The organism is Haloparvum alkalitolerans, assembly GCF_055381565.1.
In genome coordinates this window covers 2,166,626-2,180,831 of record NZ_AP043938.1, presented here as the reverse complement: position 1 = coordinate 2,180,831, position 14,206 = coordinate 2,166,626, and the positions used below count along the sequence as shown (strand labels likewise).

Genomic DNA, 14,206 nt, shown 5'->3' with positions numbered 1-14,206 from the left:
TGTGGATGTCGGGTCCGTGGTGGACCGTTCGGTGGCCGTGCGTCGGGTTACTCGTTCAGCAGTTCGGCCGCGGTCTCGTAGTCGTAGACGAAGTCCTCGTCGAGCTGGTCGCCGCGGTAGTAGTCGACGAGTCGGCGGATCTTCGACTCCGTGTTCTGCAGCGCGCGCTTGTTCTGGTGGTCCTGCTGGTTCTCCGCCATGTGCTCGCGCAGGTTGACGGCGCGTTCCATCAGGTTCCGGAGGTCGGACGGCAGGTCGCCGGCCGCGTCGTTCTCCTCGAGGATCTCGGTCACCTTCTTCCCGGTCGCCAGCTTCACGTCCGGGATCGGGGTGCCCTTCACGCCCTCGTCGCGCAACTTGAGACCGATGACGGCGGGCTCGTGGCCCTGTTCCGCCAGTTCGACGACGCGGGACTCGATGTCCTCGGCGTCGACGTCGCTCCACTCGGGGTCGTCTGCCGCCACGGGCTTGTCCGAACCGGACGAGCCGCGGCGACGGGTATGCATTCGTGCCATCGTTCGAAGTTGGAACGGCACAACCGCGGACGCGTGACCGCGGCTCCGCGCGACGCTGGTCGGCGGCAGAGGCCGCGACGACCGTCGCCGGGGGAGCCGGCGGTGCACTGCCGCAATCCCAAGCGCGCCAATCGACGCGCGAGTCGGATTTGCGGCTGTGCTGTTCCCGTCGAAAACCTGTCCGTCCGGGGACTTAAGAGCTTGCTATTCGTTCGAATCGCGGCCGTTCGGCGGTCACAGAAGCAGTCGACCCGCCACGTAGACGACGACCGCGCCCGCGACACCGAGCGCGAGGGCCTTCGTGTTCAGCCGAACTGCCCGTTTTCTGTCGGCTTCCCGGGCCGCGTCGTCGGTGACCTCGCGGTTCCCCGCTCCCACGTCGAAGACGCCCAGCGCCGCGAAGCCGACGCAGAAGCGTTCGCGGTACTGCAGGAACCCCATCGCCGCGCCGTACAGCGGGAAGACGGTCGCGAGCAGGTAGACCGCCGGGAACGACCCGAGGACGACGACCGCACCCAGAGCGACTGCCGCGGCGAGCGACCCCCCGCCGAGCGCGAGGCGCTTGCGGCGCTCGCCGGGGCCGATGTTGCAGACGCCGGGTTGATACTCCATGCTTGCGGGTTCGAGCCGGCGCGGATAAAGACGCGTCGGTGCCTCCGCCAGGGCGTGAGGGAGATCGGCCGCTTCTGAGGCCGGTTTCGGGAAGCGCGATCACAGAGCTACTTTGTCGCGGTCGGCGCGTGCGAGCAACGCGCGCGAGGGAGGTCGCGGGGCGGGCGCGATGCGGTGCGATGCGGTTCCGCGCCCGCCCCGCGGTCGAGGCTGGGGAGGGACGAGGCTGCGGTGCAGTTGCGTGGCGGTGGGTGGGACTGAACGGAGCGACCGGCGGCTCGAAGATCCCCGATTCTCGGTGCGCTACTGCGCGCCGGTGGCTCGCGAGACGCGGGTTGCTCGAGAAAACTGGAAGGGCGCGAGCGCGCTTCAGAGCCCGAGCTGGCGTCCGAGCACGACGTGCTGGATCTCGGAGGTCCCCTCGCCGATCTCCATCAGCTTCGCGTCGCGGTAGAAGCGCTGCGGCGAGAAGTCCTCGGTGTAGCCGTAGCCGCCGAGCACCTGCACGGCGTCCTCGGCCACCTCGCGGGCGGACTCGGAGGCGTCGAGCTTTGCCAGCGCGGACTCCTCGGTCACCCGGTTCCCCTCGTCGTACTTCACGGCCGCCTTGTGGGTGAGGAGGCGGGAGCGCTCCGTCTTGCGGTGCATGTCGACGATCTTGTCGCGGATGGCGTCGAACTTCGAGATGGGCTGGCCGAACTGCTCGCGCTCGCCGGCGTACTCCTTGGCGGCCTCGTAGGCCCCTTGCGCGAGCCCGGTCGACAGCGCCGCGATGGAGATCCGGCCGCCGTCGAGCGTCTTCATCGTCTGTGTCCACCCCTCTCCCTCTGCTCCGAGCAGGCGGTCCTCGGGGATCCGCACGTCGTCGAGCCGGATCTCGCAGGTGGGCGAGCAGTTGAGGCCCATCTTGTCCCAGACGGTGGTGACCTCGAAGCCGTCGTCGTTCTCGGGGTCGACGATAAACGTGGAGATGCCGTCGTAGCCCGCCTCGGGCTCCGTGACCGCCTTCACCAGCACGCTGTTGGCGACGGTCGCGTTGGTGATGAACTGCTTCGTCCCGTTCAGGACGTACTCGCCGGCGTCCGCGTCGTACTCCGCGGTCGTGTCCATGTCGGAAGCGTCCGAGCCGCTGCCGGGCTCCGTGAGCGCCCACGCACCCATCCCCTCGCCCTCCGCGAGCGGGCGGAGCCACTCCGCCTTCTGTTCGTCGGTGCCGAACAGCTCGATCGGCTTCGAGCCGAGCGAGACGTGCGCGGCGTAGGAGAGCCCGATGCCGCCGGAGACGCGGCCGAGCTCCTCGGTGACGAGCGCGTACATCAGCTGGTCGCCGCCGAGGCCGCCGTACTCCTCCGAGACGGGGACGCCCATCATGTCGAGGGCGGCGAGTTCGTCGAACACCTCCGCGGGGAAGCGGTGCTCGTCCTCCACCTCCTGGGCGATCGGGGCGATCTCCTCCTCGCAGAACTCCCGGACGGTGTCCCGGATCATCCGGTGCTCCGCGGGCAGGTCGAAGTCCATACCGCAACTGGGTCCACCCGGAGTATAAATGAAGCGAACGACCGTGAGGGACTCCGCCCGGCCGGCCGTCCTGCGCCCGCGGACGCCGTCTCCGGTCCGCACCCGATCCGCCGCCGTCAGCCGCGCTCAGCCGAAGACCCGGAACAGTCCGAGCACCCAGCGGAGGGCCTCCGAGCAGGCGAACAGCGCGCCCTCGACCCGGGAGAGCCGGCGCCCGGACCAGAGCGCGGCGACCATCAGCACCGTCACGGCGGTCAGCCAGAGCGTCGTCTCGATGGCGGCCCCGGAGACGGCAAGGGGTCGGAGCCCGGCCGCCAGCCCCATGATGCCGAGCGCGTTGAACACGTTCGAGCCGACGATGTTGCCGACGGACATGCCGACGTGGCCCTGCCGCATGGCGACGAGCGAGACGGCGAACTCCGGGGTGGAGGTGCCGGCGGCGACGATGGTCCCGCCGATAACCCAGTCGGAGACGCCGGCCGAGCGCGCCAGCGCCGACGCCGCCTCGACCATGAAGTGCCCGCTGACGAGGACGACCGCCAGCCCGCCGACGAGCAGGAGCGCGTCGCGGCCGCGGAACGCCGTGCGGTCCGCCCCGGACCGGTGCGACGCCGGGTATTCGGTCTCGATCGAGGCCCCCGTGCGCTCGTCGTAGAGCAGGTACGCCGTGTAGGCGAGGAACGCGAGGGCGAGGAGCAGGCCCTCCGGGCGCGTCACCGTCCGGTCGAACAGCACCGCGAACGCCAGCAGCGTCGACAGCACCAGCGCCGCGCCGTCCCGGTGGACCAGCGACCGCTCGACGGGGATCACCCGGAGCAGCGACACCGTGCCGAGGATGAACGCGAGGTTGTAGACGTTCGATCCGACGACGTTCCCGACCGCGATGTCGCCGAGACCCGCGAGCGCCGCGTCGGTCGTGACGACCAGTTCCGGCGTCGAGGTGCCCATCGCGACCACGGTGAGGCCGATAGTCAGCTCCGCGACGCCGAACCGGCGAGCCAGCCGGACCACGGCGTCGACGAGCGCTCGCGCCCCGACCCAGAGCCCGAGGATCGTCGCGGCGATCACGGCGACCTGGACGATCGGTCCTCCCTGTACCATCGTGACGACGGTCGCGCCCGCCGTACGTAAACCCCGTGCCCGACGTCGCCGTCCGCGGTCTGTTTCGGTCCTCACCGCCCGCGGTCGGTCCGCGGTGTCTCCCTCCGCAGTCGACCCACAAGATTATCTACGAGCGTTGACACCCCGACGCATGAACAGACGAGAGCTGCTGCGGAGTTGTGGCGGGCTTGCGACCGCGAGCGCGGTCGGGGGTATCGGTGCGGCGGGCTGTCTGGGCGCGCCGGACGCGGCCGCCTTCACGGAGGGGTTCGAGGACGGACTCGGCGACTGGGAGACGGACGCAGCCATCGGCCCGGAGGTCGACATCGCCGACTTCGAGTGGGAGGTCGACGTCTCCGAGGAAGAAGCGTCCGCCGGCGACCGCTCGCTGCGGGTCTGGAACGAGGGCGACTACGACGACGGGGTGTCGTGGGCGGTCCACCCCGTGTCGGTCGAACCCGGGCGGCGCTACGAGGCGACGGTCACCGCGCAGTTCTGGAGCGACTCGGAGTCGTTCAACACGATCCGCCACGCCGTCATGCGCCTCGGCGCGGAGCGACCCGAGGCCGAGGAGGACTTCCCGGACCTCGGGCTGAACACGACGGATCTCGGCGAGACGCCCTACGGCGGTCTGCGGGAACCCCTGTGGCTCGCCGACGGCTGGCGCGAGTACACGTTCGAGTGGACCACGCCGGAGATCGCCACCGACACGCTGTACGTCGCGGTCGGGACCGCCGTCATCTGGGAGGCGGACGCGACCCACTACGTCGACGAGATCAGCGTCTCGTTCGACCCGCGGTGACGACCCTTCTCAACGGTCTGCTCGGCGGGTTCGCGGCTGGCATCGTCGCGACGATCGCGGTTCGGGCGGTCGTCGCTCGGACGGTCACGTCCCGGGCGGGCGTGTCTGTAGAGGGCCCGCGCTCGATCCCCCTCGGCGTCGCCTACGGTGCGCTGGCCGGTCTCGGCTTCGTGGCGGGCGAACTGTACGTGGCGGGCGCCCTCGGCGTCCCCCCGTCGTTCGGCGAGGCGCTCGCCGCGGCGGCCGTCTGGAGCGCCCTGCTGTGTCTCGGTCTGCTGGCGATCGGACGGCTCCTGCGGTCCGGCGGCGCGGACGGCGGCGTGGACGGCGGCGTCCCGGTCGTTCCGCCGGCGCGTCTCCTGGTCGCGTACCACCTCGCGTTCGCGGTCGGATTGGGGGTGTGGATCCGCCTCACGTGGATCACCTGACCGGACCGAGCGCGACGGGCCCGCCCGCTCGGCGGCTTGAAGTGGTGTCCCGTCGTCCGTCCCCTATGCACAGACGCCAGTTCCTCGCGGCCGGCGCGGCCGGAACGGTCGCGGGATTCACGGGCCTCGCGGGCTGTCTGGGCGGCTCCGACGAGAACGGGAACCTCGACCTCACCGTGCAGAACGAGGGCGACGAACCAGTCGAGGCGCGGGTCGTGGTGACCGGCGCGGACGGGACCACCTACGAGGACGAGGCGGACCGGATCGACCCCGGCGTCGCGCGGGCGTTCGAGGTGACGGTCGCGGCGAGCGGCCGTCACGAGGCCGTCGTCTCGGGCGGCGGGTGGGAAGGAGCGCTGGCGTGGGACGCCGAGCGGTGCCGGCTGTACGACGGGACGGTGCGCGTGGCCGCCGACCGCGTCGAGGTGGCCGGCGAGTGCGCGGGGCCGCGCTGATCCTCGTTTCTGTCGCTGTCGTCGTTCACCGGAAACGCGGTGTCTCGCACCGCGAAGCGCGCGACCGCGCCTCCGGGGCGCCCTCCGTCTCACCCGGCTTAAGTAGCCCGCGGCGGTAGGGGCGGCCATGCACGTGGGCGTCGTGGTGAACCCCGTCGCGGGGATGGGCGGCCGGGTCGGGCTGAAGGGGACCGACGGGAAGGTGGCGGAGGCGCGCGAGCGCGGCGCCGAGCCCCGAGCTCCCGACCGCGCCCGCCGGGCGCTCGCGTCCCTGTACGAGCGCGCGCCGGACGCGACGGTCTCGACGGCCGCGGACCCGATGGGTGCGTCGCTGGTCCGCGAGGCCGGGTTCGACCCGGAGGTGGTCGCGGAGCCCGCCCGCGCCTTTTCTGAGCCCCCCGCGGACGACGACGCCTACGCCGCGGCGGAGACGACCGCGGCGGACACACGCGAGGCGGTCACCGCGCTCGCGGACGCCGGCGTCGACATCGTCCTCTTCGTCGGCGGGGACGGCACCGCCGCGGACGTGGCCGAGGCGCTGGAGGGCACCGAGACGCCGATGCTCGGCGTTCCCGCGGGGGTGAAGGTGTACTCCTCCGTGTTCGCGGTCTCGCCGGAGGATGCCGCCGCGGTCGTGGCCGACTTCGAGCGCACGGAGCGCCGCGAGGTGATGGACATCGACGAGGATGCCTACCGCGAGGGGGAGGTCCACCCGGAACTGCGGGCGGTCGCGCACGTCCCGGTCGCGGAGGACCTCCAGTCCTCGAAACAGACCGGCGGCGGTACGGTCGAGGCGCTCGCCGAGGGGGTCGCGGACGACGTTGAGGACGGCGTCACCTACGTCCTGGGTCCCGGCTCGACGCTCGGGGCGATCAAGGACGAACTCGGCTTCGACGGATCGCCCATCGGCGTCGACGTGTGGCGCGACGGCGAGGTACTGGTCCGAGACGCGACCGAGGCGGAGATCCTCGACGCCCTCGGCGAGCGCAACGTCGTGGTCGTGACGCCCATCGGCGGGCAGGGGTTCGTCTTCGGCCGCGGCAACCCCCAGCTCTCGCCGGCGGTGATCCGCGCGTGCGAGGTGTCCGTGGTCGCCTCGCGGAGCAAGCTCGACGACCTCTCGGTGCTCCGCGTCGACACCGACGACCCCGAGCTCGACGAGCGACTGCGCGGCTGGACCCGCGTCCGCGTCGGCAAGTTCGAGACCCGGATGATGAAGATCGTCTGAGGCAGGTGGGGACCCCCTCGAAGGGCCTCTCACCGACCGCGGTTGCGGCATCGCCGCCGGACAGCGCAACGTACAAACGGCCCGCTGGCGAAGGTCCTGTATGAGCGACGACATCGTCGAACACCGCCGGCTGATCATCGCCGGCACCGGTGCAGCAGGGCTGACGGCGGGGATCTACGCCGCCCGGTCCAACAACGACCCCCTGATCCTGGAGGGCGACGAGCCCGGCGGACAGCTCACGCTGACGACCGACGTGGAGAACTTCCCGGGCTTCCCGGAGGGCATCTCCGGCCCCGAGCTGATCAACGACATGAAGGCGCAGGCGGAGAAGTTCGGCGCCGAGACGAAGAACGGCGTCGTCGCGTCGGTCGACGCGGACGACCGGCCGTTCCGCGTCGAGTTGACCAACGGCGACGTCTACACCGCCGACGCGTTCATCGCGGCCTCCGGCGCCTCCGCGCGCACGCTGGGGATCCCCGGCGAGGACGAGCTGATGGGCTACGGGCTCTCGACGTGTGCGACCTGCGACGGCGCGTTCTTCCGCGGCGAGGACATGCTCGTCGTCGGCGGCGGCGACGCCGCGATGGAGGAGGCCAACTTCCTCACCAAGTTCGCGGACACCGTCTACATCGCCCACCGCCGCGACGAGTTCCGGGCCGAGGACGTCTGGATCGACCGCATCATGGAGAAGGTCGAGGACGGGGCAGTCGAGGTCCTCTGGAACACCGAGGTGACGGAGCTCCACGGCACGCCGGAAGAGGGCATCGACCACGTCTCGCTCGTCGAGCACCCCGAGGGCCACCCGAAGGAGAAGCTCGACGACCCCGAGACCGCCGACGAGGTCGAGGCGTACGACTTCGACGTGGGCGCCGTCTTCTTCGCCATCGGCCACACGCCGAACACGGGCTACCTCGAGGGGACCGGCGTCGAGACGGACGAGGAGGGCTACCTGCTCACCGAGGGCGGCCGCGGCGCGAACCAGACCGCGACCGGCGTCGAGGGCCTGTTCGGCGCCGGCGACGTGGTCGACTTCCACTACCAGCAGGCGGTCACCGCCGCCGGCATGGGGTGTCAGGCCGCGCTCGACGCCGACGAGTACCTCACCGAGTTGGAACGCGCGGGCGAACTCGGCGAGCCCGCGAGCGCCGACGCGCCGACCGCGGACGACTGACTCCGGACCACCGATCGCAGGAACCCGATCGCGGCCGGCGCGGCCGACGGATCAGTCGCTAAACTCGTCGCTGACCGTCGCGCCGGGCGAATTTTTCACCACGCTGCGAAGCCCCTTCAGCGCGTTGTGCTTGCGCGTGTAGCCCTCGCCGCCGGTCGCGATAATGTTCCCGTTGCGGTGGCGGAGCCGCCAGCGCCACTCCCCGCCGGCGTCCCGATACACCTCGAAGCCGGCCAGCGACTGCGTCGCGTCGGCGGCGCCGGCGATCGTCGGTGCCTCGATCTCGACGTCCGAAGGGGACTCGGCCGACCCCGCGGCCGCGTCGGTCTCGGGGACCGCGTCCGTTTCGGCCGCCCCCTCGGCGGCCGCGTCCATTTCTGTCGCCGCGTCCGACTCATCCACTGCGTCCGTTTCGGCCGCCGCGTCCGCCTCGGACACCGGCCACTCGAGTTCCAGTTCCAGGCTCTGCTCGCCGTCCTCGGTTTCGAGTTCGACCTCCAGCGTGAGTTCCTCCGGCGTCGCGACGGTGACGGCGTCGCCGTCCTCGCCGAGGCGTACGGCGCCCGACCGAAGCCCGTCAGCGACGTCGTTCAGCACCGTGGCGATCTCCTCGCGGCTGCCGGTCAGTTCGCGTTCGTAGTCGTCGTTGGTCATACCGACAGTTGTCCGGGAGTCGGCATAAGTCTCCCCGGCATACGAGGCCAGATCAGAACGGAGACGGGGAGAGGTGGAGCGAGCTCTTCGAACCCGTGCCCAACGATTAAGCGATGTCGACGCCAACGTTGACACGAGATGGCCACCGCCGACGAACAGATCCGAGTCAGTGACCGGGTGAAGCGGAAACTCGACCGACTCAGGGAGACCGGGGAGAGTTATAACGACGTTCTCGAACGCGTCCTCGGCGAGGAGACCGAGGGGGCGGACTTCGACGGCGGATTCGGACGATGGTCCGAGGAGAAAGCCGACCGCGTCCGCGAGGAGCGGAAGGCGGCCAAGGAGGAGCGGAAGCAGCGAACCCGCGACCGTACAGAAAACGCGACATGAGGGTCCTCGACGCGTCGTTCCTTATCGACTATCTCGAGGGCGTCAACGCGACGAAGACGTACTACGAGGAGAACGGGGGCGAGTCGGAAGACTGGGTGATTCCCGTGCCGGCGTACGCAGAGGTGCTGGTGGGTGAAGGGAACCTTCCGAATGGCGACGTCGCACAGGCTCGGATCGATCTCTCATGGGCCGAGCCATACGCCGTCGACACCGATATTGCGGTGACCGCGGGGATCATTGCTGACGAAATCGCCCCCGGCGGACCGTACCTCGACGGTCCGGACGCGCTCATTGCCGCGGTCGGTCGCGAACTCGGTGCGCCCGCCGTCTCCAGCGACGGCGACCTGACTCATTCGGAGACGAAGAACGTCGTCGAAGTCGAAGAGTATCGGCCGTGAAGCCCGCGATCAGCTCGCGCGCTCGAGCCCGATGGTGACGACCACGTCCTCGACGTCCCACGCCTCGACGGCGCCGGCGGCCGCCTCGGGGTCGTCGAGCCATTCGGCGGCGCGCGTCTCCTCCGCGATCAGCTCGCGGTGCTCGTCGACGAAGCCGGCCACGCGGTCGTCGTCGACCGCGACGCCGAGGCGGACGGGTTCCTCGACGTCGAGGTCGAGGTCCTTCCGCATCTCCTGCACGCGCCGGATCACGTCGCGGGCGTACCCCTCGGCCTCGATCTCGTCGGTGAGGCTGGTGTCGACGTAGACGACGCCGCCGTCGAACTCCGCGCCGGAGACGTGTTCGGGCGGCTCCGCGACGTACTCGACCATCTCGTCGTCCAACTCGACCGGCTCGCCGTCGACCAGCACCTCGCCGTTCTCGACCTCGGCGCGGGTCGCCCCCTTGACCGCGTCCATCACCTTCTGGGCGTCGCCGCCGAAGGCGGGACCGATCTGGGCCATCTGCGGCTCGGCGTGCTCCACCAGTTCCTCGAAGCCGTCGGTGACCTCGAGCGCGCGGGCGTTCACGCGGTCGAGGATCAGGGCCTCGAGGTTCCGGACCGCCTCGGCCACCTCGTCGTCGTCCGTCTCCACGACCACGCGCGGGACGGGCCACCGGAGCTTCCGGCCGGCCTGCTGGCGGGCGTTCGCGGCCGCCTCCTCCACGTCCCGGAGCACCGCCACGTCGCGTTCCAGTTCCTCGTCGTGGAGGTCGGCGTCGTACTCGGGGTACGCGAGCGCGTGGACCGTCGTGGCCTCGCCGTCCAGCGTCTGGTACATGCGCTCCGCGAGGTAGGGCGCGAACGGCGCGAACATGCGGACCGTCTCGTCGAGGACGGTCGCGAGCGTCGCGTAGGCGCCGCGCTTGGAGGCGGAGTCCTCCTCCTCCCACATGCGGTCGCGGACCGCCTTCACGTAGAACCGCGAGACGTCCTGCGTGACGAACTCGATCAGCGCGTTGACGGCGTCGCTGACGCGGTAGTCGTCCCACGCCTCGGCGACCTCCCGCTCGACGGACTGGAGTCGTGAGAGCACCCACTCGTCGACGACCTCGAGGTCGCCGTCGGAGAGGTCGGCCTCCGCGGGGTCGTAGCCGTCCAGGTCCATGTACTCCAGCGGGAACCGGAAGACGTTCCAGAAGATGTTGAGCTTCCCCTGGATCTCGCCGAGCCCGTCCCACTCGAACGCGAGGTCGACGCCCTGCTGGTCGTGGCTGAGGAGGTAGGTGCGCAGGGGGTCGCGGCCGGCGCGGTCGATGGCCTCCTCCGGCGTCACGATGTTGCCGACGGACTTCGACATCTTGCGGCCGTCGCTGTCGTTGGCGAAGCCGTGCATCAGCACCTCCTTATACGGGATCTCGCCGACCGCGGCCGTCCCCATGCCGAGCTGCGACCAGAACCAGCCGCGGGTCTGGTCGTGCGCCTCGACGATGAGGTCGGCGGGCCACAGCTCGTCGTGCGCCTCGGTCTCGCCGGGGTAGCCGAGCGTGCCCCACGAGGCGACCGAGGAGTCCAGCCACACGTCGAAGACGTCCTCGACGCGGCGGTAGGTCGTCCCGTCCTCGCTGATCGTCAGGTCGTCCACCGAGGGGCGGTGGAGGTCGATCTCCGCGGGGTCAATCTCCTGGTCGACGCGGTCCGCGAGCTCCTCGCGCGTGCTCACGACGACCGTCTCCTCTTCGAGGTCGATCTCCGCGGGGTCCTCGCCCTCGGGCACCCAGATCGGGATGGGGATGCCCCAGTAGCGCTGGCGGGAGACGTTCCAGTCCGGCGCGTCCTCGATGAAGTCCCGGAAGCGGTTGTCGCGCGCCCACTGCGGGTGCCACTCCGACTCCTCCATGTTCTCGAGGAGCTCGTCTTTCACGTCCGTGATGGAGATGAACCACTGGTCGGTGACCAGCTGGATGATCCCCGTGTCACACCGCCAGCAGTGGCCGTAGCTGTGGTGGACCGTGCCGTGCGCGAGCATGTGCCCCTCCGCGACGAGGTCCGCGATGATCTCCTCGTTGGCGTCGCGGACGAACTGGCCCGCGTAGTCGCCGGCGGCGTCGTCGTAGACGCCGTCGGGACCGACCGGACAGAACACGTCCAGCCCGAGCTCCTGCCCGCGGTGGAAGTCCTCCTCGCCGTGGCCGGGCGCGGAGTGGACGAGGCCGGTGCGGTCCGCCTCCACGTAGTCGGCGGGATACACCTCGCCGGCGCCCTCGAAGTCGGGGTACTCCGCGAGGTGGTCCGCGAGCGGGTGGTCGTACTGCCAGCCGACCAGATCCTCGCCGGAGAGTTCCGCCTCCACGGCGTAGTCCTCGTACCGGCCCTCCTGTAACACGTCCTCGACGCAGGCCTCGGCGACGTACAGGACCTCCTCCTCGCCGTCCTTCTCGGCGCGGACGGCGTTGTAGGTGAGGTCGGGGTCGACCGCGACGAAGGTGTTCGCGGGGATGGTCCACGGCGTCGTCGTCCAGATGACGAGGCTCCCCTCGCGGTCCGCGAGCGGGAACTTCACGTAGATGGAGGGGTCCTCCACGTCCTCGTACTCGACCTCGTTGTTGGCGAGGCCCGTCTCACAGCGGGGACACTGCGAGATGGAGCGCTTGCCGCGCTCGACGAGGCCGCGGTCGGCCACCTGCGAGAAGGCCCACCACGCCGACTCCATGTACTCGGGCGAGACGGTCTTGTAGGGGTTCTCCCAGTCCATCCACGCGCCGATGGACTCGAAGTCCTCGTCCATCGCCTCGCGGTTGGTCTCGGCGAACTCCTTGCACTCCTCGATGAACGCCTCCATCCCGTACTCCTCGATGTCCGTCTTGGAGTCGAAGCCGAGTTCCTCCTCGACTTTCACCTCGATGGGGAGCCCGTGCATGTCGTAGCCCGGACGGTCGGTGACGCGGTGGCCCGTCATCCGCTTGTACCGGATGATCGCGTCCTTCAGCGTCTTGTTCCACGCCGTGCCGAGGTGCATCTGTCCGGAGGTGTACGGCGGTCCGTCGACGAAGAAGAAGGACGGGTCGTCCGCGTGCGCCTCCTTGGCGGCCTCGTAGGCGTCGTGTTCCTCCCAGTAGTCCGTCACGCCGGATTCGACGTTCTCGGGGGTGTACTGGTCGTCTACCTGCTCCATATCCGAGGGTCAGCGCCCGCGTATTTCAATACGGCGGAGTTGCAGTCGCGCGGGCCTCCGGTGTGGCGGCGAACGGGGCCCGCGGCCCTCCCGGCGTGCACGCGGCACACGGGGGTCGCCGCGTCGAGCGGCACAGGTTGATAGGCTCGGTCCGCGTACGGGGACCCATGGCGCTGACCGACGGTCTCGGCGAGGAGTTCTGGGCCCGGCACACCAACCCGTGGAGCGGCTACACGCGGCTTCCCATGGGGCCTGTCCTCCTGCTCGGGCTGTTCCGGCGTGACTGGCGAATGGTCGGGCTGACCCTTCTCTACGTCGCCGTCAACCCGATCCTGTTCCCGGAGCCGGAGACCACGGACGCGTGGATCAGTCGGTCCGTCCTCGGCGAGCAGCGCTGGCTGGCGGACGGTCACGGGGTGTTCGAGCCCAGCGTGCCGGGCGCGCTCAACGTCGCGAACGCGCTCGCGTACGGGTACGGTCTCTACGGCGCCTACAGACGCGATCCCCGCGTGACGGCGCTCGGCGGGGGCGTCGCCCTCGCCTGCAAGCTCGCGTACCTCCACGTGCTGGTGAGGTACTACGACGAGCACGCGCCCGGCCGGGCGCCGCCCGCCTGAACGCGATTCCGTCCGTCCCCGCCGAGGCGGCTCGCGAGTCGCGTCACGCCGTTTCCGCCGCTACCGTTCCCCGATCCCCGCCTCCGCGAACGTCGCCATCCCGTCGTGGGTCGCGCAGGCGGCGCGGTAGGTCGCGAGCGCCAGACACGCGCCGCTCCCCTCGCCGAGTCTGAGGTCGTGGTCGAACAGGGGGTCCAGCCCGAGTGCGTCCAGTTGGACCGCGTGACCCGGCTCCGCGCCGCCGTGGGAGGGGAGCAGGTAGGGGCGGACCGCGCCGTCGACGGCGGCCGCCACGAGCGCCGCGGCGCCGGAGACGACGCCGTCCACGACCACCGGCGTCCTGTCGGCCGCACAGCCGAGCGCCGCGCCCGCGAGCAGGCCGACCTCGAAGCCGCCGACGCGCCGGAGCACCTCGACGGGGTCGGTCGCGGTCTCGGTCGGCCGACCGTCCTCATCGCGGAGGTCGTTCTCCCGCAGGCCGCGCTCCACGACCGCGACCTTGTGGGCGCGCGTCTCCTCGTCCACGCCCGTTCCGGGGCCCGTGACCGCCTCGGGGTCCGCGTCCGCGAGGGCGGCCGTGAGCGCGCTCGCGACGGTGGTGTTCCCGATGCCCATCTCGCCGAGTGCGACGAGGTCCGCGGTCGCCAGGTCCGTCTTCGCGACCCGGACGCCCGCCTCTAGCGACGCGACGGCTTGCGCGCGCGTCATCGCCGGCCCGTCGACGAGGTTCGCCGTCCCGCGGGCGACCTTCTCGTTTCTGACTCCGGAGACGGGAGCGCCGTCCACGCCCGCGTCCACGAGGACGGTCGCCGCGCCGACCACGTCCGCGAGGGCGTTGACCGCCGCGCCGCCGTCAGCGAAATTCGCCAGCATCGCCCGCGTCACGTCGCCGGGGTACGCGGAGACGCCCTCCGCGACGACGCCGTGGTCCGCGGCCGCGACGAGGACCGCGGGCTCCGAGAGCGCGGGCCTAGCGTCGCCCGTCAGGCCCGCGAGGGCGACCGCCAGGTCCTCCAGTCGACCGAGGCTCCCCGGCGGCTTCGTCAACTCCTGCTGGCGCGCACGAGCGGCGTCCGCGGCCGCGTCGTCGAACGCGGGGATCGTCGGCGCGTCGAACGCGGCGCAGTCGTCGGCCGGCGGAGCGGAGCGTTCCTTCGCCAC

Annotated in this window: 15 protein-coding genes; 8 read left to right on the top strand and 7 right to left on the bottom strand. The window is 70.7% G+C overall.

The genetic code is table 11. The annotated features are described in order from the left end of the window. Positions 1 to 47: 47 nt before the first annotated feature. The 4 genes from ACZ432_RS13125 to ACZ432_RS13110 form a co-directional block, all read right to left on the bottom strand. Entirely contained in the window at positions 48 to 515 is a 468-nt protein-coding gene (locus ACZ432_RS13125; RefSeq protein WP_058364939.1) for a 30S ribosomal protein S15, read from the bottom strand. 234 nt (positions 516 to 749) lie between these two features. Further along, positions 750 to 1,127 carry a hypothetical protein gene (locus ACZ432_RS13120; RefSeq protein WP_426961984.1) on the bottom strand — a complete coding sequence of 126 codons (378 nt, stop codon included), beginning with the start codon at positions 1,125 to 1,127 and terminating at the stop codon, positions 750 to 752. Between the two features lie 369 nt (positions 1,128 to 1,496). Next, complete coding sequence (locus ACZ432_RS13115; RefSeq protein ID WP_426961985.1) at positions 1,497 to 2,645, bottom strand: acyl-CoA dehydrogenase family protein; 1,149 nt, start codon at positions 2,643 to 2,645, stop codon at positions 1,497 to 1,499. 126 nt (positions 2,646 to 2,771) lie between these two features. Then, positions 2,772 to 3,746, bottom strand: coding sequence for a calcium/sodium antiporter (locus ACZ432_RS13110; protein ID WP_426961986.1), 975 nt, complete (start codon positions 3,744 to 3,746; stop codon positions 2,772 to 2,774). Between the two features lie 151 nt (positions 3,747 to 3,897). On the opposite strand from ACZ432_RS13110, the gene ACZ432_RS13105 reads away from it, so the two are divergent. The 5 genes from ACZ432_RS13105 to ACZ432_RS13085 all read left to right on the top strand — a co-directional run bounded on the left by ACZ432_RS13105 (position 3,898) and on the right by ACZ432_RS13085 (position 7,830). Continuing rightward, positions 3,898 to 4,548, top strand: coding sequence for a hypothetical protein (locus ACZ432_RS13105; RefSeq protein WP_426961987.1), 651 nt, complete (start codon positions 3,898 to 3,900; stop codon positions 4,546 to 4,548). Next, a complete protein-coding gene (locus tag ACZ432_RS13100; protein ID WP_426961988.1) occupies positions 4,545 to 4,976 on the top strand; it encodes a hypothetical protein in 432 nt (143 codons plus the stop codon). The genes ACZ432_RS13105 and ACZ432_RS13100 overlap by 4 nt, the downstream gene beginning before the upstream one ends. Positions 4,977 to 5,041: 65 nt before the next feature. After that, positions 5,042 to 5,431, top strand: a complete 390-nt coding sequence (locus ACZ432_RS13095; RefSeq protein WP_426961989.1) for a hypothetical protein — start codon at positions 5,042 to 5,044, stop codon at positions 5,429 to 5,431. A gap of 127 nt (positions 5,432 to 5,558) precedes the next feature. Then, positions 5,559 to 6,659, top strand: a complete 1,101-nt coding sequence (locus ACZ432_RS13090; RefSeq protein ID WP_426961990.1) for an ATP-NAD kinase family protein — start codon at positions 5,559 to 5,561, stop codon at positions 6,657 to 6,659. Positions 6,660 to 6,759: 100 nt separating this feature from the next. After that, positions 6,760 to 7,830, top strand: a complete 1,071-nt coding sequence (locus tag ACZ432_RS13085) for an NAD(P)/FAD-dependent oxidoreductase (RefSeq protein ID WP_426961991.1) — start codon at positions 6,760 to 6,762, stop codon at positions 7,828 to 7,830. A gap of 51 nt (positions 7,831 to 7,881) precedes the next feature. Here the strand turns inward: ACZ432_RS13085 and ACZ432_RS13080 are convergent, their stop codons facing one another. Continuing rightward, the gene (locus tag ACZ432_RS13080) at positions 7,882 to 8,484 is read right to left on the bottom strand and encodes an amphi-Trp domain-containing protein (RefSeq protein WP_426961992.1); all 603 of its coding nucleotides are present in this window, start codon (positions 8,482 to 8,484) and stop codon (positions 7,882 to 7,884) included. A 138-nt stretch (positions 8,485 to 8,622) separates the two neighbouring features. Between ACZ432_RS13080 and ACZ432_RS13075 the strand changes: the two genes are divergently transcribed. Then, a complete protein-coding gene (locus ACZ432_RS13075; protein WP_426961993.1) occupies positions 8,623 to 8,874 on the top strand; it encodes a DUF7557 family protein in 252 nt (83 codons plus the stop codon). Next, positions 8,871 to 9,272: a PIN domain-containing protein gene (locus ACZ432_RS13070; protein WP_426961994.1), complete on the top strand. Its 402-nt coding sequence runs from the start codon at positions 8,871 to 8,873 to the stop codon at positions 9,270 to 9,272. The genes ACZ432_RS13075 and ACZ432_RS13070 overlap by 4 nt, the downstream gene beginning before the upstream one ends. Before the next feature lie 9 nt (positions 9,273 to 9,281). Here ACZ432_RS13070 and ileS read toward each other — a convergent pair whose 3' ends face one another. Then, on the bottom strand, positions 9,282 to 12,428 hold the full coding sequence (gene ileS, locus ACZ432_RS13065) for an isoleucine--tRNA ligase (protein WP_426961995.1): 3,147 nt from the start codon (positions 12,426 to 12,428) through the stop codon (positions 9,282 to 9,284). Between the two features lie 167 nt (positions 12,429 to 12,595). Between ileS and ACZ432_RS13060 the strand changes: the two genes are divergently transcribed. Continuing rightward, complete coding sequence (locus ACZ432_RS13060) at positions 12,596 to 13,045, top strand: DUF6653 family protein (protein ID WP_426961996.1); 450 nt, start codon at positions 12,596 to 12,598, stop codon at positions 13,043 to 13,045. 60 nt (positions 13,046 to 13,105) lie between these two features. Here the strand turns inward: ACZ432_RS13060 and cobT are convergent, their stop codons facing one another. After that, positions 13,106 to 14,206 (bottom strand): nicotinate-nucleotide--dimethylbenzimidazole phosphoribosyltransferase, encoded by a 1,101-nt coding sequence (gene cobT / locus ACZ432_RS13055; RefSeq protein ID WP_426961997.1) that lies wholly within the window; start codon positions 14,204 to 14,206, stop codon positions 13,106 to 13,108.